The sequence below is a fragment of the Psychrobacter sp. TB15 genome (assembly GCF_000511655.1).
Taxonomy (GTDB): Bacteria; Pseudomonadota; Gammaproteobacteria; order Pseudomonadales; family Moraxellaceae; genus Psychrobacter; species Psychrobacter submarinus.
This window is the reverse complement of the sequence record NZ_AYXN01000015.1, coordinates 1-16,890: the sequence shown is the minus strand read 5'-3', so window position 1 is coordinate 16,890 and position 16,890 is coordinate 1. Positions and strand designations below refer to the sequence as shown.

General features: G+C 45.7%; 18 protein-coding genes. 9 read left to right on the top strand and 9 right to left on the bottom strand.

The window, feature by feature from the left end; translation table 11 throughout:
- The first annotated feature begins 18 nt into the window (after positions 1–18).
- Genes W234_RS0102900 through W234_RS0102890 form a run of 3 tightly spaced genes read left to right on the top strand, consistent with a single transcriptional unit; the run spans position 19 to position 1,854 of the window.
- The gene (locus tag W234_RS0102900; RefSeq protein ID WP_025644564.1) at positions 19–258 is read left to right on the top strand and encodes a hypothetical protein; all 240 of its coding nucleotides are present in this window, start codon (positions 19–21) and stop codon (positions 256–258) included.
- A gap of 14 nt (positions 259–272) precedes the next feature.
- Positions 273–1,211: a 4-hydroxybenzoate octaprenyltransferase gene (gene ubiA, locus W234_RS0102895; RefSeq protein WP_037058772.1), complete on the top strand. Its 939-nt coding sequence runs from the start codon at positions 273–275 to the stop codon at positions 1,209–1,211.
- Complete coding sequence (locus tag W234_RS0102890; RefSeq protein WP_025644560.1) at positions 1,204–1,854, top strand: DUF4112 domain-containing protein; 651 nt, start codon at positions 1,204–1,206, stop codon at positions 1,852–1,854. Before ubiA ends, W234_RS0102890 begins: the two co-directional genes overlap by 8 nt.
- A 47-nt stretch (positions 1,855–1,901) precedes the next feature.
- Here the strand turns inward: W234_RS0102890 and W234_RS0102885 are convergent, their stop codons facing one another.
- The 6 genes from W234_RS0102885 to ispZ all read right to left on the bottom strand — a co-directional run bounded on the left by W234_RS0102885 (position 1,902) and on the right by ispZ (position 6,758).
- The gene (locus tag W234_RS0102885) at positions 1,902–2,519 is read right to left on the bottom strand and encodes a hypothetical protein (protein WP_025644558.1); all 618 of its coding nucleotides are present in this window, start codon (positions 2,517–2,519) and stop codon (positions 1,902–1,904) included.
- Positions 2,520–2,619: 100 nt separating this feature from the next.
- On the bottom strand, positions 2,620–3,045 hold the full coding sequence (locus tag W234_RS0102880) for a secondary thiamine-phosphate synthase enzyme YjbQ (protein WP_025644556.1): 426 nt from the start codon (positions 3,043–3,045) through the stop codon (positions 2,620–2,622).
- Positions 3,046–3,057: 12 nt separating this feature from the next.
- Entirely contained in the window at positions 3,058–5,145 is a 2,088-nt protein-coding gene (mnmC, locus tag W234_RS0102875) for an FAD-dependent 5-carboxymethylaminomethyl-2-thiouridine(34) oxidoreductase MnmC (RefSeq protein WP_025644554.1), read from the bottom strand.
- 150 nt (positions 5,146–5,295) lie between these two features.
- Positions 5,296–5,736 carry a hypothetical protein gene (locus W234_RS0102870; protein ID WP_025644552.1) on the bottom strand — a complete coding sequence of 147 codons (441 nt, stop codon included), beginning with the start codon at positions 5,734–5,736 and terminating at the stop codon, positions 5,296–5,298.
- A complete protein-coding gene (locus tag W234_RS0102865) occupies positions 5,733–6,044 on the bottom strand; it encodes a YciI family protein (RefSeq protein WP_025644550.1) in 312 nt (103 codons plus the stop codon). The genes W234_RS0102870 and W234_RS0102865 overlap by 4 nt, the downstream gene beginning before the upstream one ends.
- 162 nt (positions 6,045–6,206) lie before the next feature.
- Positions 6,207–6,758, bottom strand: a complete 552-nt coding sequence (gene ispZ, locus W234_RS0102860; RefSeq protein ID WP_025644548.1) for a septation protein IspZ — start codon at positions 6,756–6,758, stop codon at positions 6,207–6,209.
- A 162-nt stretch (positions 6,759–6,920) separates the two neighbouring features.
- Between ispZ and W234_RS0102855 the strand changes: the two genes are divergently transcribed.
- Together W234_RS0102855 and W234_RS0102850 are read left to right on the top strand one after the other, a co-directional pair.
- The gene (locus tag W234_RS0102855; protein ID WP_025644546.1) at positions 6,921–7,805 is read left to right on the top strand and encodes a PHP domain-containing protein; all 885 of its coding nucleotides are present in this window, start codon (positions 6,921–6,923) and stop codon (positions 7,803–7,805) included.
- 239 nt (positions 7,806–8,044) lie between these two features.
- Complete coding sequence (locus W234_RS0102850; RefSeq protein WP_025644545.1) at positions 8,045–9,493, top strand: sensor domain-containing diguanylate cyclase; 1,449 nt, start codon at positions 8,045–8,047, stop codon at positions 9,491–9,493.
- Positions 9,494–9,534: 41 nt separating this feature from the next.
- Here the strand turns inward: W234_RS0102850 and truD are convergent, their stop codons facing one another.
- Positions 9,535–10,716: a tRNA pseudouridine(13) synthase TruD gene (truD, locus tag W234_RS0102845; RefSeq protein ID WP_025644543.1), complete on the bottom strand. Its 1,182-nt coding sequence runs from the start codon at positions 10,714–10,716 to the stop codon at positions 9,535–9,537.
- Positions 10,717–11,164: 448 nt separating this feature from the next.
- Between truD and W234_RS0102840 the strand changes: the two genes are divergently transcribed.
- Positions 11,165–12,766, top strand: coding sequence for an FAD-dependent oxidoreductase (locus W234_RS0102840; protein ID WP_025644541.1), 1,602 nt, complete (start codon positions 11,165–11,167; stop codon positions 12,764–12,766).
- Between the two features lie 96 nt (positions 12,767–12,862).
- Entirely contained in the window at positions 12,863–13,504 is a 642-nt protein-coding gene (locus tag W234_RS0102835) for a GNAT family N-acetyltransferase (RefSeq protein ID WP_025644538.1), read from the top strand.
- 14 nt (positions 13,505–13,518) lie between these two features.
- Here the strand turns inward: W234_RS0102835 and W234_RS0102830 are convergent, their stop codons facing one another.
- The gene (locus W234_RS0102830) at positions 13,519–13,728 is read right to left on the bottom strand and encodes a hypothetical protein (protein WP_025644536.1); all 210 of its coding nucleotides are present in this window, start codon (positions 13,726–13,728) and stop codon (positions 13,519–13,521) included.
- Positions 13,729–13,943: 215 nt separating this feature from the next.
- Here W234_RS0102830 and W234_RS0102825 point away from each other — a divergent pair, with 215 nt between their 5' ends.
- Complete coding sequence (locus W234_RS0102825) at positions 13,944–14,312, top strand: hypothetical protein (RefSeq protein WP_025644534.1); 369 nt, start codon at positions 13,944–13,946, stop codon at positions 14,310–14,312.
- Between the two features lie 170 nt (positions 14,313–14,482).
- On the opposite strand, the gene gorA is transcribed toward W234_RS0102825, so the two are convergent.
- Positions 14,483–15,838 (bottom strand): glutathione-disulfide reductase, encoded by a 1,356-nt coding sequence (gene gorA, locus W234_RS0102820; RefSeq protein WP_025644532.1) that lies wholly within the window; start codon positions 15,836–15,838, stop codon positions 14,483–14,485.
- A gap of 189 nt (positions 15,839–16,027) precedes the next feature.
- Here gorA and W234_RS0102815 point away from each other — a divergent pair.
- The coding region (locus W234_RS0102815; protein ID WP_025644112.1) for an IS30 family transposase at positions 16,028–16,890 on the top strand (863 nt) is incomplete at its 3' end.

Genomic DNA, 16,890 nt, shown 5'->3' with positions numbered 1-16,890 from the left:
TCAGCTTAGGAGAGAGCGATGTTAACCATCATAGTTTGGGCAGTAGGAGCCGCATTATTATTAATAAATATATTTTTGCGCACCCGTATTTTGCGTTTAGAAGGCGAGCTTAAAAAGCTACGCACTCCGCAAGAATATATGACCTATCTACGTCAGCAAAACGTCCAAGACAATAAAGTTGCAGCAATCAAGGCATTACGTAAGCAGTATCCTGAGTTGTCGTTAATCGAAGCCAATAGTCTGTATGAGAACCTATAAAGAGCATCAAAGTTATGAGTAGTACGCCCTTAGAGTTAAGCCTAAAAGACAAGCTGCATGCCTATATGCAGTTGACGCGCTTTGATAAACCAGTCGGTATAGAGCTGCTACTTTGGCCGACGCTGTGGGGTGTGATGCTAGCAGCGATGGGGCAGGCGCAAAAGCAGGGCATGGTGGCCGGCTTGCCTAGTCTAAAAGTATTTATTATCTTTGCGCTTGGGGCGATTTTGATGCGGGCGGCAGGCTGCGCGATTAATGATTTTGCCGATCGTAAAGTCGATGGTCATGTGACGCGCACGAAAGGCAGGCCGCTTGCTGACGGTCGTCTGTCAGGTCGTGAGGCAGTCGCCGCGTTTTTAATATTGGTGACTCTCAGTGCTTGTTTATTGTTTTTTTTACCGATACAAGTGTTCTATTGGTCGCTTGGTGCAGTAGTGCTAGCGTTTATTTATCCGTTTATGAAGCGCTTCACCCATCTGCCGCAAGTGTTCTTAGCTGCCGCCTTTGGTTGGGCGATTCCAATGGCTTATGTGGCGGTACAAGGCGCGCCTGATATTTGGTGTTGGCTGTTGTTTATCGCTTATATGTGCTGGACGGTGGCCTACGATACCCAGTATGCGATGGCAGATCGCGAAGACGATCTAAAGATTGGGGTCAAATCCACCGCGATACTCTTTGGCCGTTTTGATATCGTTATCATCTCTATTCTACAAGTATTGTTTTTGCTGATAATGGGCGTGGTATTGTGGCATTATTTTGCCCCAACGAGCTTAAATATCATTCCTGTCTTTGGCTTAGCCTTAGTAGCAATGATGTTCGCTAAGCAAAACAGCGCCTGCGCTAGCCGTCAGCCGATACCTTGTTTCCAAGCTTTTTTGGCCAATATCTGGGTCGGGCGTTACGTCTTTGTCTTAACCGCTATCTTTTGTCTATGGACGACTTTCAATGGGTAAATTCTCTGAGTCATTAAAGCGACGCTCGACTAAGAAGCCTGTAGTTAATGAAGTACAAACAGCTTACGAGATTAATCTTGCTGAGCATGGCTTGACCCGCGAAGAGGTTATTGCTACTGAGCGTAAGCTTGCCAAATTCGCTAATACTATGGATTCGGTGGTGCGCATACCTTTCACTAAGCAGGGCTTAGGTGCGGATGCGGCGCTATCCACCATTCCACTAGCAGGTGATATAGCCGGACTGATATTGACCAGTTATGCGTTTATTTTAGGCCGGCAATTAGGCGTTCCTGCCAATAAAATGACCCCAGCGGTACAGCTGGCACTGGTTGATACGGTAGTGGGTATCGTGCCCGGTATTGGCACCTTACTCGATATCTTTATTCGCCCAAGTCGTAAGACTTTGACTATCGTTCATCAGCATTTGCAAGACGAGTATGGCATTACTGAGACCACTCATCTAGATCGGCCGTTTTTGCATCAGAGCCTAGAGGATAAGCAGCGGCAGAGTGCGATTTGGCGCAATCCAGTCGTCGCTTGGATATACTTGCATATTCCTGATATTTTGGGGCTTATTATTATTGTCTTTGTGGTGCTGGGACTTTGGACCGTAATCAACGGGTTAATCGGCTTATTTTCTTAGGCTGAAACTATGAGTCTGACTCTTTTTAAGTCAGCCAATCATAAACACTAAGTCTGAGTCACTACTTCCGCCTCAGCGCTAGTCGCTTCATAACTTGTGATATTGCCGTTTTCTATTAGATCTATACTACTACCGCCGCCATGACTGACCAGCTCTATGCTACCATCCTTGGAGCGATAAGTAGGGTTATTACCTTGACCCTCTGGCGCGCTCAAGGTCAGTTTAGGTCTATTAGGTAGGGTAACAATCGCATTCAAAACACCTGTCGCTGATGTCTCAAAAACTACCGATAGGCTCTCACCACTAGCACTGCGATACTCTACATCGGTAATCTGCGTGCCTTTTATCGCCTGCTCTGGGTTTGGGCTGCTGGTCTCTGTGTTAGTCGTCACTCCTGCTGCGCCAAGGTCGTCCTCAAGTGACTCAAGCTCAATATCATGCTCGCTTGACGTCTCTTCTACAATTGTCGCCGATTTTTGCTCATTTTCTTCATTATTGACATCGGTTTCTTCAACTGTTGTTGCTACAGGCGCGGCTGACTCCTCAATGACTACCGTTTCAGTTTCAGGCTCTTGTTGGCAAGCTATCAATGCGAAGCTTGCTATACCTAAAGCCATAATAGGTAGTAGGCGAGTTTTAGGCTGAGTCGTAGATAAGTTTTTCATAATCGATGCCTTATTATTGATATACAAGCGCTGTAACACGTAACAGATGAGTTAAATTTAAGCCCACCCTAAGCTAACCACTTTTTTATTTTGTACAAACTTAACTGCTGACCGTAATAACCACTCGGCGCTTACCACCATAATCTCGGTGCTCGCACAAATAAATTCCTTGCCAAGTACCGAGTCCTAACGCGCCATTCACAAGTGGTATGGTTAAGCTCACCCCAAGCATTATGCTTTTAAAGTGTGCAGGCAAGTCGTCGCTTCCCTCAAGTGTATGACGATAATGGGGCTGATCGGCGGGCGCAACTTTATTAAGCCAATCTTCAGTATCTAAGCGCACATCAGGGTCGGCATTTTCATTGATAGCAAGGCTGGCTGAGGTATGCTGCAAAAATAGATGCACTAAGCCTATTTTTGTATCTCTCGATATCAGCTTGTCGATAGCTTGGTTAATCTGCGGCGTAATAATATGAATACCGCGCGAGTAGGCGGGTAGGGTTAGGGTGGTTTGTTGATAAGGCATCAGTTGCTCTCGCTATGAGGTTAGTGGCGTCTGCAGGCGTTTACGATTCGGCGATAACTTGCTCATCATCTCGCTTGATAAAGGCGCAAACGCTCCTAACATAATATCAGCCAAAGCCTCGGCACATACCGGTGCAAAGGCATAGCCTTTTGCGCCCATCGCACTCATTACCCATAGGCGCTGACTGCCCGTTAGTTGACCAACGATAGGATGATAGTCTGGCGTTTGCGTGCGTACGCCTGCGCGCGCTTGCCAAGACTGCATATCGCTTGGAACAATAGCGTCAAGCTCAGGAATAGCTGTGATTAATTTATCACGGCTAACCTCATGCTCATCTGCTCTTACACTAGTATCAATATCATTACGCACAAAACTTGCACCCAATAAAAACTGCGACTCTCCTTCTGCTACAGGATTTAACTTAGCATCGCCAGTTTTTGGCGTAAATAGACTACAATACCCGCCATATTTAAGCGGTAGTTTCGGTAGACTGCCAAGCTGTTTAGCAGTCGGCGTAAACCAAGACAGCTGCCCACGTATCTTACGACAATCAAAAATACGCTCGTCTAACTGATGACTCTCAAACGCGGCGCAAATTACTACATTTACTGCTTGTAGTGTGATTGTACTAGCGCTTTGTTCTGTATGATTGTGACCGCTAACGCTGATATGGTCTTTTTGCTCGTCTATCTGAGTCACTTCTAAGCGTTTAAAGCGAATCAGTGGATGAGCCAGAATAACGTCCTTTAATGCTTGCGGATTGATTAGACCTGACTGCGGTAGATATAAGTTCTCAGTCAAATCCTGCGCCGTTAATCCTGACAATTCACTTGCTTTGCTAGCTGGCAAGGTTGTCGCTAAATCATCAGGGTAAGCACTAATCTGACTACTGTCGATATTAGCCTTTAGTAGTAAATCAAGCGCCGCTGTCGGCTCGATAATAGGCGCGATATCTAGCTTTTTTGCTTGCTCATTGAGCTGTTTATAGAAGCGGCTGCTATAGAGATAACCGATCGTATGTAGGTGCTCATTAGCGTGATGAAGTGGCGTCATCTTCGGTGCGAGTAGGGCGCGCGGATTGCCCGATGCCCCTGCTAATGGCGCTGTTTTATCCAGTAGAGTCACTTTGATGCCGCGATTAGCCAACGACCAAGCCAGCATTAGCCCTGCAACGCCAGCACCAATAACGATATAGTGATAGTTATCTAAGGTAGAGCTTCGCTTAGAGTTATCTTGAGTAGGAGTTGTCGGCAAACTCTCACTGACTCTGGCAGTCAGCATCTCACGCTTACGGCCAAAGCCTTTGACTTTGTTTATCGTAAAGCCATGCTCTTGTAAGCCGCGTTTGACCACTCCAGCACAGCTATAAGTGGCTGCGGTAGTGACAACAAAGGAGAGACGCTGCAATTGCGCAAAAATCGTCTCTGCCCACAATGACTCATTGCAAGAAGGGGCAAAACCGTCTAAAAACCAAGCATCCACTTGTGGTTTGCTTCCAGTTTCAGTATCCGCAGTGCTAGTAGTTCCAGTATCTGTCGCTAATTTCGCTAGACTACTCTGAGCCTCACCAAGCCAAATATCAACGGTGAGATTATCCTCCTCGAAATGCAAGCGATGACAGCCTTCGATAAGGCTAGGGTATACCGCCAAAAAACTTTCAATATTTTGTGCCAGCTCAGGCGCGCGCATGCTCCACATACCCAAGATTTGCCTTAAGTCTGTCAGGAGGATAGGGTGCTTCTCGGTAGTGATAAAATGCAGTCGCGCAGTGTCTAGATTGGGATGTTCGACTCGTAGCTGTTGCCATAATTGCCAAACCGCTAGCAGATTAAGGCCAGTACCAAAACCTAATTCAGCAATAGTAAAGCACTGATGAGCTCTAAGATTGGCCAAGCGCTCAGCAAGCTGATTGCCCTGAATAAAAACATAACGCGACTCAGCTAAGCCGTCGGCATGAGAAAAATACACATCGCCAAACTCACCAGATACCGGCACTCGGTTACCGCTATCGTCACTCTGCCATGCGATATTGGCAGGGATAATCGGGTTTGCATAAGCGCTAGTGCTAGTGTTGGTAACATTAGTGACAAGAGTAGACATAGAGATCTCAACGGCTAAGAGAGATAAGAAAGGAGGTAGCTGACATAACCGACTATATCAGCTTAATTTATGAAATAACATTGTAAGGTTAGCAAGATTAGTAAGACATAGAACAGCTTAAGGGTATCTAAACTATCAAAATTAGCAAAACTACCAGCGCTCTCGGCGTACAAATACTAGCCAAGAGATAAAAATACCGACCAGTAAGCTAATCAACACTGTAAAAGCACCGTATAAAAACAGCTGACCTTTGCTCTCATAAACCAAGACATTAGCCTGTGTCTGCAAGTCATTGACTTGTCGCTGCAACTGCGCGTTACGGCTGAGTAGCTGTTGGTTGGCGGCCGATAGCGCTTGGTCTGTTGGCTGTAGTTCAGTGGCAAGCGTTGGTTTGCCATCGGCATCGGTAGTCGCCGCTGGTCGCACTGACGTTGACGTCTCAGCCGGCTCGGATTGTGCGGTTGTTGGCTCTGTAGAAGATACGGCTGATGCCGCTTGCACACTAGCAGCGCTGAACAGTAAGGCCATAGCCAGTAGAGCAAACAAAGCGCACTTGATGATATAAGTTGGCACTAAAGAGGTTTGACTCACGATGATAAAACCTTATCGCTAGGTAGGGTGTGGATAAAAGGTCTGACATCGACATGGCTATACACGCCATCGCGTAGATAAGGCTCAGCATCGACCCAAGCTTGCGCTGCTGCTAACGACTCAAAATCCGCGATAATAACACTACCTGACATCGCTGCCGCATCATGTTCAATAGGCGTGGGACCAGCGATAATTAGACGCTTGTCGCGCTCTAGAGCTTGCAAGCGCTCGACGTGTTCTGTCCGCGTGATCTTACGCTGGGCACTGCTATTTGCCACATCGTGACCGATAATTACAAATAAGGGCATTAGGTTTCCTTTAATAAGAATAATGAATAATAACGACTTATTATTATCAAAATTAGCATTTAGTAAAGTGCTGTTATTCGTATATAGTCGGTGCTCATTAACAACCTCTCATAACACGATAAGCTTCAGGGGTTGTATGAGCAAACCATTGAATAATAAGCGCTATTTAGGTTTTTGATCCGTCAAGGCCGGATTAATATGGTTTTTTAATACCGCGAACTGCGCAATAATAAATACCAGCATAATAGGTATCCAGCCGTAGGTTTTAAAATTAATCCAAGCCTCATCAGACATCGTAAATGCCGTGATATAATGAAGCACACCCATTAATACAAAAAACAAAGCCCAAGCGACGGTCAGCTTTTTCCAGCCGCTCATGGTCAGAGTGAAGACCTCTTTCATCGCCAATTGCATTAAGGGTTTATTAATAGCGGCGCTGACAAACAATGTTAAGGCAAAGATGCCATTAATAATAGGGGACTTCCAACGTAAATAAACGTCATCACGCAGCAGCAAGGTGCCGCCACAAAAAACAATGGTCAATAATAACACCACCCATTGCTGCTTATCGAATTTGCCTTTTTGGCGAATAAAGTGAATGGCATAAACGATGACAGTAGCGATAAGCAAAGCGCCCGCCGCTGCCAAAATACCATTTTGCCTAGCAACAACGAAGAAGGCAATTAGGGGAATAAAGTCTAATAAGGCTTTCATAGCAGATGAGATGTCCAACAAAAACGTAGAGTGTAGTTTACACGTCTACTGTACTAAACAAAAGCAGTCAGAGCTGCAATAACCATATATAACCAAGCAGATATGGCTGTTACCTTTACTTTCTTTATTTTGATCTGACGATAACACTTTAAGGCCCGCTTTATGAAGATAGACTTGCATTGTCACAGTACTTGCTCTGATGGCACTTATGCGCCTACTGAGGTGGTACAGCGTGCTCATAGCGCCGGCGTTGAGGTATTGGCTTTGACCGATCACGACACGCTGCTGGGTATCGATGAAGCAAGAGCTGCAGCTACTGCTTGTGGTATGCAGCTGATTAACGGCGTTGAGATCAGTTGTGAGCATACGCTAACGGGCGGTTATGGTAAAAACAAATCCACCAACAAGATCATTCATGTAGTGGGGCTTGATTTTGCTGATCGCGCGCAGATGCATGCCACCTTGCAGCACCTGCAAGACAGCCGTGCGACGCGCGGTCAGCGAATCACCGAAAAACTCAGTGAGCTTTTGGCTATCGATTATGATGAGCTTTGGCAAGATGTACTGACTAAAGCAGGCGGTAATCCGCAAGCAGTAGGGCGCGCCCATATTGGGCAAGTGTTGTTTGAGCGCGGTGAGGTCAAAACGGTACAAAAGGCATTTGACAAGTATCTGGCAGATCACAAGCCAGCTTACGTGGCGATTGAGGCGCTGAGTATGGCACGCGGTATCGAGCTTATTCATGCATGCGGCGGCAAAGCAGTGCTCGCGCATCCTACCCGCTATCATCTCTCAGCCACGCGAGTGCGTAAACTCATCAAAGAGTTTGCCGAGCTTGGCGGCGATGCCTGTGAGTTACCGGCTGATAGTGAGCCGGTCAGCACTCGGCGTATGGTCGATCGCACTATCGCTGAGCATCAGCTAGCCACCTCTATAGGTAGCGACTTTCACGGTAGTAACATGCCTTGGCGACGCCTTGGTGATGTACCTACTTTGCATGAAGAGCAGCGAGGGATTTGGCAATCCTTTGATTCATTATCTTGCTAGGGCGTGTTGAACATTCACAAGACTGACGTATAGAATGACTATACTTACAATTTTTATCTGCAAATCGTCTAAAAAATAGTCTCTGTCAGTGCCACGGTCGAATGCTCAACAAACCCTAAACTTGCGCCTGTTAGTTTTTTGAGCTATTGAGATTTTATTATTGAATCAGCACTTTACATTCGATAATATCAATAAAAAACTCGATTTATTTATACCAACCTGTATACGGCTGCGTATCCATGGCTATTTCGATATATCAATTAGGCTATAAGAAGCTCTCTCAGATTATATTTGAATGGCAAATAGCCGATCGTACCTCGCTACTTGCCTTATTTATTTTTATAGAAGTCGCTCTGCATTGGTTGTGGTTTTTTGTGGTATGGTTGTGCCGAGATACCGTTGAACCTTATGTCGATATGCATCTGTTTTACCCGCTTTGGTTAGGCGTTACGATCACTGGGGTGCTGCTGTGGTGGATGATTGGTTATTTATCACGTATAAAAAGTAACTATAAACAACTACTGCGTTGGCAGCTTACATTAGTGCTGCTCTATACGGTTTATATCACTTCTATTATCATCATGGTCGGCTACAGTAGTCTAGTCGCTGGCGTATCGCTGATTAGCGGTGCTATTTTGGGGATGATGCTTATAAAGCGTCGTTATGCATGGCGTATATTTTTATTACAGATATTTTTAGTGCTACTGGCCATTATCTCTCCTTACTTTGGTATCAGTTTGCCCAATTTGCGGCAAATGCCGGTCATCTCTCCGCTGATTGATATTTATAGTTATCTCACTTATAACGAGATTATGACTATCGAAAACGCTATTGCCGCTTTTATTTTCACAAAAGAGACCTTGGATTGGGATGATATTAGTGAGCTACAGCGCTCATCGACTTTTTTTTGGCGCTCAACTCATGTCTATTTGGCACTTCCTAAAGCGCTTTTTACCGTCTATATTTTTCGTAAGCTGCTATATATCTTGGATGAGAGTAGAAAGGAGATTTTGGAGCATGCCCATAAAGATGAGCTAACGACTTTAGATAACCGCCGTTATGGCTTGACGCAAATGCAGCAGACCTTAGCAGACGCTACAGCCACGCAAGACTATAGTGTGATTTTATTAGATTTAGATCTTTTTAAAGAAATTAACGACAGCTATGGCCACAATGTAGGCGATCAAGTATTACGCGAAGTGGCGCAAGTCTTAATTGATTCGCTAGCGACGACTGACGCTATCATTAGTCGTTATGGGGGTGAGGAGTTTTTGATTGTGCTACCCAATACAGCACATGCTGAGACCCTGAGTATCGCTGAGCAGTTGCGAGTAAGAATCGCTGAACACGTCATCCAAACCGAGGACAAGGATAGTGTCAAAGTGACTGCGAGTTTAGGGATTTATACCTTAACGGCTGATGAGCTCACGGTGATCAAAGACAGGCACTTCTCAAAAGAACGAGCGCTACTCAGCTCACAAGCGAAACCGACGCGCACGCGAGCAGCAGTATTTAGCCAAAACAAACCCAGCGGTTCTGCTAACGCTTTATCCGATATTCAGCAGCAGCTACCAAAGGATATCTGCCAGCACTTGATCAGTAGCGCTGATAAAGCACTATACGAAGCCAAAGATAGAGGGCGCAATGAGGTGGTCAGTGCTAATGATTTATTAGCAGTGGAAGCATAGAGGCGCAGTTGTTAACTTAATGACAGATAAATGTCTATAAGCTAGCGTACCGTTAAATGCTCAACTACACTTGCCAATACGCTAGTGGCAAAGCTGCCTGTCGTCAACGTAAAGCTCAAGACCAGCGTTTGCTCCCCATCTTGCTCATCCGCCCATCGCCAGCTCAAATCCTCAACCGGTAGTCGCAGTGCTCGTCTTTGCGCTTTTACCTCACGCTGCTCAAGTCCTGTTGCTAAGGCCGCCAATAAAGCATCTTGCTTTACGACTGTGTCCTCTAATTTAGCAGCTTCTCCTGCTACTTTATTATTGCCTGCGCCCCACATGACCGCGGTTGGATGAATATCACCGCTGGCCAATCGCGCTTGCAAGGTCTCATCCATGTGCTCGCTGGCAAATATCGAGCCTGAGCCATTTAGATTAAATACCTCGCCATTTAATCCTGTATTCCAGCTGCCGTCTTGCACTCTAGCGGCCAATATCTGATTAAAAATGAGGCTTCGCGCCGCCGATAACTCCATCGAGTTTTGCTCGCGTACGGCACTTTTACGTTTATTTTTCTTTTTAGCTGATGAAGTGCTTTTTAACGGTCTGGCAAATAGGTTTAGCGCTTCGCGGATATTATTACCACCAAAACCAAAGCGCTGCGGACCAAAATAGTTAGGCACGCCGGTCTTGCTGATGGTCTGTAAGTGCTGCTCTACGGATGATTTATCGCCCAGCGTTTGATCTTTTGCAAACTCAATATCACGTAGAGTAATCACAAATTGATTGGCGTTATGCGTACCGCGATTTAATTTTTTATTATGCCAATGCTCAGCGATAATTTTGACCGTCTCATGCTCCTTGATATCTACAGGCGCAAAGTCGCTATCAGGCTTTTGTTTTTTAGGCAGCCGTAGACTAAACCACTGCGTCGTTAGCGCTTGGCGATCTTTAAGTCCTGAATAGCCGACATCGCGCAAAGGTATGTCCGCCCATTCAGAGAGTAATTTAGCTAAATAAGCGGTATTAATCCCTGATTTTTTGATATGTAGCCACAAGTGCTCACCCTCGCCTGTGAAGTCTACCTCTAACCGCTCATTGACCACAAAGTCTTCAGGCTTAGCTTTATAGAGCGCCTGTTTGATAGGTGGCTTCATAGGCTGAGGTAGATCAGCGGAATGGGTTACTGCCGCAAAGTCGATAGTGGCAGGGTCAAGATGTTGATTCTCTATAGCAGTCATAAGAAAGTCATTTAATAAGTGATAAAAGAATTATAGTCAGATCAGACAAAGATTGTTACAAATCTAAGCGCGCTACTGGTATAAATTTTACTTGCGTGCTGTTGTCACAGAGGCTGCGCAAAATTCATTCCAGCAGCGCTATGTCACTCTTAAAGTGAATTGACTATAGTAAGACATTTAGGTTGATTCACTGAGTAAAGTAGCATAAACGCTTAACGCTTAAACTATCGAGTTTTGGATTAACCGCTGAAAAGTTACGATTTGCAACGCGCTAGATATACAAAAAAACATCGCCCGCCAAGTGGTCTTGCTACTATTAAAGATAACGCCATTTTTAATGGTGCTTATTTATCTGCAATATTAAAAAAGTAGTGCTTCACAATCAGCCTAGTAGAAGCAACTAACGATCAATGCCTAATAATGAAATAGCAAACGTTAAGGATAACTTATGACTGACAATAACAAAATTACTATTAGCGCAGAGGGTATAAAAGATGGCGGTATGAAGTCGTTCAAACAAGACGATGATAGTATCATTTTAATCACCCGCGATGGCGATGAGTTTAACGCTTTTGATGGTAAATGTCCTCATGCAGGCGCGGACTTAGGTGAAGGACTACGCTGCGGTAATCGCGTGATTTGTCCTTGGCATCACGGCACTTTTGATAGTATTGATGGCTCGCTGATAGAGCCGGTTGCGATGAAAGGCTTGACGCGCTATAGCGTGACTAGGCAAGGCGACAACTTAATCGTTGATACGACTAGCAATATCAACGAACGAGCAGATAACGATCAGCTCGCTGATACGCATACCATCATCGTCGGCGGCGGCGGTGCAGGCTTTATGACCGCCAATCAGCTACGTCACACGGGTTATGGCGGCAAAATCACCCTAATCAGTGCCGACAATAAAGCGCCTTATAATCGCCCTTTGTTGTCCAAAGCGTTTTTAGCAGGTCAAATGGATGAGAGTAAACTTATTTTAGGCGGCTCAAATTGGGCTGATAGAAACAATATCGACTTGCGTCTGAATCAGCGAGTCAGCGAAGTCTTGCCCAATGAGAACGCCATTATTATCGAAAATAACAATGGCGATAATGAAAAACAAAGCGCAGACTTTTTGGTGGTGGCGACCGGCGCTGAACCTAAGATACCACCGTTTAAAGGTGCTGATCTTGCAGGCGTGTTTACGCTACGTAGCATGAGCGACGCCAAAGCCATCAAAGAGGCCAGCCAAGATAAGCAGGTGGTCATCGTGGGTACTGGGTTTATCGGCATGGAAGCTGCAGCGGCGTTATCGCAAGCAGGCGAGGCCGCCTCAATCACTGTCGTTGGTCGTAGCGCGCGGGTAATGAGCAATATCGTCTCTGAGGCGGTGAGTAATGCGCTCGTCAAACTGCATGAAGAAAATGGGGTGCGCTTTGTGTTTGGTGCAGGTGTTGAGAGCATCGATGGAGACGGCAGTCACGTCAGCAGTATCACACTGTCAGACGGCAGTACGCTGGCAGCGGACGTGGTGATTTTGGGTACAGGAGTAGCACCGCGCACTGATCTGCTTGAGCAGGTAAATGATCCTGATGGCGTACAAGTCGATAACGAGTTGCAGCTGCGCGATGGTGTATATGCGCTAGGCGATATTGCCAAAGCCACCAATCAGATGGGACGTATGCGTATCGAACATTGGCGCGTCGCCTTGCAGCATGGTATCGTAACCGCAGGCGCTATCTTGAATGATGATAACGTTAACACGCTAGAGGAACGTATTCCTTTCTTTTGGACGGCGCAATATGGCAAGAGCCTGCGCTATAGTGGTCATGCCGCGACGCCAGATAAAGGCATTTTATTTGGTACGCCTGACGATTTAGATTACATTGAGTACTATTTTGATGACGAAGGAGAGAATACTCGCGCTAGTGCCGCCAGCTCCCTAGGCCGAGACAAAGAGCTGATTGCTTTTAGCGAATTATTACGCCGTGGTCATGCGCCAACCCGCGCTCAAATCAATGCAGGATTCGATATTATCGAGCAAGCCCATGCGCTATCACCATAGACTAATTAGCGGTTAATAATTATCATAAAGGCTGTCCTAGTATATTAGGTCAGCCCTTTTTATTAGCAGTAATGTTTAGCCCGAGAGAGTACCCAAATGACTGATACCGCGAAAAACAAAAAAACTGACAATGACACTGCTGACAAAGCAGCAAAAGTATTTTTGCGGCAAGCGGATGCTAATGATGTGAGCGCTTTAGAGCAACTCTTAAACCTCTGCTATCGCCAAGATGAAGGCTGGACCAATGAGGCCGATTTGGTGGGCGGTATTCGCACTACGGCAGACGAGCTAGCTGGCGTCATTGCCAATCCTAAGCACTATGTTTTTGTTTATCCACAGACCGATACCGGCGAGCGCGGCGGCAAGGAGATAGGCGAGCTATTGGGCTGCATAGCTGTCGATATAAAGGTCGAGACAGGTTCAGATAAAAAATCTCATAGTAACAAAGCTTATATCGGTATGTTTGCCGTACATCCAAAGCTGCAAGGAGCGGGCATCGGTAACGTGATATTGCAGGCCGCCGAAACTTTCGCTGAAAGACATCTAAAAAGTAACAATCAACCCACCCGTCTTACTATGTCCATCTTAAGTCACCGCCCTGAGCTATTAGCCTACTATCAGCGCCGCGGTTATCAGCTAAATGGTAATAGTATGCCGTTTCCTGTCGATGGCAATAATGGCGAGCCTAAGCGCGATGACTTAGTGCTATTGGAGCTTGAGAAAATCGTTAACGCATAACAGCGGACTTTACTTTATGCGCCCCAAAAGTGACCAAAAGTCATAAACAGCCCAATGCTGAGCAAGATAAACGCCACAATGATTAAGCGCTTGAACCAGTTAAAAGCAGGCAAGCGGGTCGCAGGGTCGTCAGACATCAAAAATGCAAACAAGAACAATAAACTTGCTGCTAAAGTCATAATGCCTAAGCCAACAGGTAAAATATAAAGGTAGACGGCTACCATCTTGCAACTCTCTTATCGTTTATTAGAATACTGGCATAATAACAGCAAGGATATTGAACTGTCTGCAAGTCACTTGAGGCTAAGGCATAAAAAGAGCAAGATACTAGCAAAGATAAAAGGCTATAAAAAGCAGTGCTATTGACAAAGAAATTATGTTGGGTTTTAAAGGGTGTTTAGGTATACTTTGAGCACTACCTAATCGAAACGAGAATATGATGAGACGTATAAAAAAATTAGCAATCATCGCTGTATTGACACCGCTCTTTGCCGCTTGCTCGAGCGGCCCCTCTGATAGTGACGTAGAAGAGCTGATTCAGGCGCAGTATGACAAGGCCAATAGCATCATGGACGATGCAATGGTGCAAGCGGGCGATGATGAGATGGCAAAAGCTGTGAGCGGCATGATGGCAGGTATGATGCCAACGCTTGAGAGCGTAGACAATGTCAGCTGTGATACGACTGAGGATGACAACACTTATCTGTGTACCGCTGATGTCACGCAAACCATCGGTGGCAATAGTCGTACTGATAGCGGCGCTTTTAAGGTCAGTGATGTCAATGGCGAATGGGTATTGACGCCATAGTGGTTGGTATGAGATACAAACGATGAAAAAAAAGGAGTGCCCAAGCGGCACTCCTTTTGTTATTTAACTCTATATGTTTACTCTTTATTGATCAGCTTCTAGTGACAGCAATAACACTTGTTAACGCCTATAACGCTCATCTAGCGCCCATTAACGCTCGTTAACGCCCACTAACGCATTGTCACAAACTCTTCTGCACCGGTTGGATGAATAGCAACGGTATTATCAAAGTCTGCTTTGGTCGCGCCCATCTTCACTGCTACGGCAAACCCTTGCAGCATCTCATCGACACCGTAACCGATGCCATGTAGGCCAATGATTTTCTCCTCATCACCTAAGCACACCAGCTTCATTACGCACTTTTGGCGATGCTGAGTCACGGCGCTATACATCGAGGTAAAGGTCGAGGTGTAGCACTTAATGTTGTCTTTGCCATGTAGCTTGACCGCGTCAATCTCAGATAAACCAATAGTACCGATAGCGGGATGAGTAAATATAACCGTCGGTATCAAATCATAAACCAAATGCTCATTGGTCTTGTTGTTAAACAAGCGCTCAGACAGACGCCTACCAGCGGCGATAGCAACTGGTGTCAGATCAATGCTGTTTTCGATAATGTCACCGACCGCGTAAATACCATCGACATTGGTATTTTGGAATTTATCGACTTTGATTTTACCATTGGCAGTCGTCTCGACTCCGGTCACCTCCAAGTTGATATTGTCAGTAGACGGCGCGCGGCCAATCGCCCAAATCAGACAATCAACCGTATCTAGCGTGCCATCTTTAGTAAATAGCTCTAAGCTGCCATCTTCGTTTTTATTGACCTCAGTGAGCGTAGTGTTGGTATGTAGATGAATACCGTCTTGCTCCATCTCTATCAGCAGCGCCTCGACGATAGTATGATCAAACGAGCGTAGCGGCGAATGCTGACGCACGTATAGATGCACCTCAGCGCCTAAGCTGTTGAGTACGCCTGCGATTTCAACAGCAATATAGCCTGCGCCTGCGATAGCGACGCGTTTGGGCAAATGAGTCAATTCAAAGAAGCCATCAGAATCGATACCGTGCTCTGCGCCTGGGATATCAGGGAAAATAGGATGACCGCCCGTCGCAATCAAAATATGATCAGCAGTGATTTGCTCGCCATTGACCTCTACGGTATTGGTATCGACGAATTTAGCAAAGCCTTTAATCACTTCCACGCCATTTTTGGCTAAGTTATTGTCATAAGAGCGATGGATATTCTCGATGTACTGCTGACGGCTTTGAATGAGTTTTTGAAAATCGAAATTCTTTAACTCAACCTCGAATCCGTAGTCTGGCGCGTACTTCTCAATCGCCTCAGCGACTTGCGCGCCGTACCACATCACCTTTTTGGGTACGCAGCCCCAATTGACGCAAGTGCCGCCTAATTGCTCCGCTTCGATAATCGCGCACTTTTTGCCATAGCTTGCTGCACGGTTAATGGAGGCAATACCGCCGCTACCGCCGCCAATGGAAATATAATCATAATGCTTTGTCATTGTTATGTCTCTTCATTAAGTTTCGGTACAGTTTTGAACTCTATTGTAATGGGTATGGATAATCCATCTTACAAGTTTTTTATCACTTAGATTAACACATGAAGTGCAATACCAAATGCAAGGTGAAAAAAAGACCTAGATGCGCTAGCATCAAAGTTTTTATCCACCGACCAAAGTGAGATTGCAACCATGAGCTATACACATCTAAGCCTAGGTGAACGATACCAGATTTATGCCCTTAAAGGGGCAAAACATAGTATTAATTTTATAGCGAGGGTGTTAAACAGAAGTCCCAGTACCATATCAAGAGAGCTTAGGCGTAATAAAAGCCTACGAGGTTACCGAGCAAAGCATGCTAATAACAAGGCTTGTGACAGACGGGCTAACAACGCCACAACTATTGTGACTGACCTCTGGGCATGGGTGACAGACAAGCTTAAAGAGAACTGGAGTCCTGAGCAAATATCTGGCGTTCATGCTGGTATCAGTCATATGAGCATTTATCGCTATATTTGGCGTGATAAGAGGCAGGGCGGTACATTGTGGCAGTGTCTCAGACGTAAAGGAAAACCATACCGGCAGCGTCTAACCGCTGAGACTCGAGGCCGTATCAATGACAGAGTCTCGATTCATGAGCGCCCTTGTATTGTTGAAGAACGCTCACGTATTGGAGATTGGGAAGCGGATACCGTTATCGGTCAGCATCACAAGCAAGCGATTGTCACGCTCGTTGAACGTAAAACGGGGCTGCTGAAGATGAAGCGTGTGGGTCATAAAACAGCACAGCAAGTATCAGAGGCAATGATAGAACTCTTAGCGCCAGTGAGGTTGCAGGTTAAGACCATTACCTCTGACAATGGTAAAGAGTTTGCTCAGCATAAGAAGGTGAAACAAAAGCTCTTTAGCCCTTTCTTCTTTGCCGATGCTTATGCGTCATGGCAGCGAGGAACCAACGAGAATACCAATGGCCTTATCAGAGAGTACTTGCCTAAGGGTTGTGACTTTAGACAAGTCTCTGATAATGAAATACAGGACATTGAGAACAAACTAAA

Excerpts from the sequence above, each read along its gene's own strand:
- truD (WP_025644543.1), bottom strand. The coding sequence starts at position 10,716 with ATGACTGCTATAGAGAATCAACATCTTGACCCTGCCACTATCGACTTT.
- W234_RS0102880 (WP_025644556.1), bottom strand. The coding sequence starts at position 3,045 with ATGCCTTATCAACAAACCACCCTAACCCTACCCGCCTACTCGCGCGGT.
- ubiA (WP_037058772.1), top strand. The coding sequence starts at position 273 with ATGAGTAGTACGCCCTTAGAGTTAAGCCTAAAAGACAAGCTGCATGCC.
- W234_RS0102835 (WP_025644538.1), top strand. The coding sequence starts at position 12,863 with ATGACTGATACCGCGAAAAACAAAAAAACTGACAATGACACTGCTGAC.
- W234_RS0102885 (WP_025644558.1), bottom strand. The coding sequence starts at position 2,519 with ATGAAAAACTTATCTACGACTCAGCCTAAAACTCGCCTACTACCTATT.
- W234_RS0102825 (WP_025644534.1), top strand. The coding sequence starts at position 13,944 with ATGAGACGTATAAAAAAATTAGCAATCATCGCTGTATTGACACCGCTC.
- W234_RS0102840 (WP_025644541.1), top strand. The coding sequence starts at position 11,165 with ATGACTGACAATAACAAAATTACTATTAGCGCAGAGGGTATAAAAGAT.
- W234_RS0102850 (WP_025644545.1), top strand. The coding sequence starts at position 8,045 with ATGGCTATTTCGATATATCAATTAGGCTATAAGAAGCTCTCTCAGATT.
- ispZ (WP_025644548.1), bottom strand. The coding sequence starts at position 6,758 with ATGAAAGCCTTATTAGACTTTATTCCCCTAATTGCCTTCTTCGTTGTT.
- W234_RS0102855 (WP_025644546.1), top strand. The coding sequence starts at position 6,921 with ATGAAGATAGACTTGCATTGTCACAGTACTTGCTCTGATGGCACTTAT.
- W234_RS0102830 (WP_025644536.1), bottom strand. The coding sequence starts at position 13,728 with ATGGTAGCCGTCTACCTTTATATTTTACCTGTTGGCTTAGGCATTATG.
- W234_RS0102865 (WP_025644550.1), bottom strand. The coding sequence starts at position 6,044 with ATGCCCTTATTTGTAATTATCGGTCACGATGTGGCAAATAGCAGTGCC.
- W234_RS0102900 (WP_025644564.1), top strand. The coding sequence starts at position 19 with ATGTTAACCATCATAGTTTGGGCAGTAGGAGCCGCATTATTATTAATA.
- W234_RS0102890 (WP_025644560.1), top strand. The coding sequence starts at position 1,204 with ATGGGTAAATTCTCTGAGTCATTAAAGCGACGCTCGACTAAGAAGCCT.
- gorA (WP_025644532.1), bottom strand. The coding sequence starts at position 15,838 with ATGACAAAGCATTATGATTATATTTCCATTGGCGGCGGTAGCGGCGGT.
- mnmC (WP_025644554.1), bottom strand. The coding sequence starts at position 5,145 with ATGTCTACTCTTGTCACTAATGTTACCAACACTAGCACTAGCGCTTAT.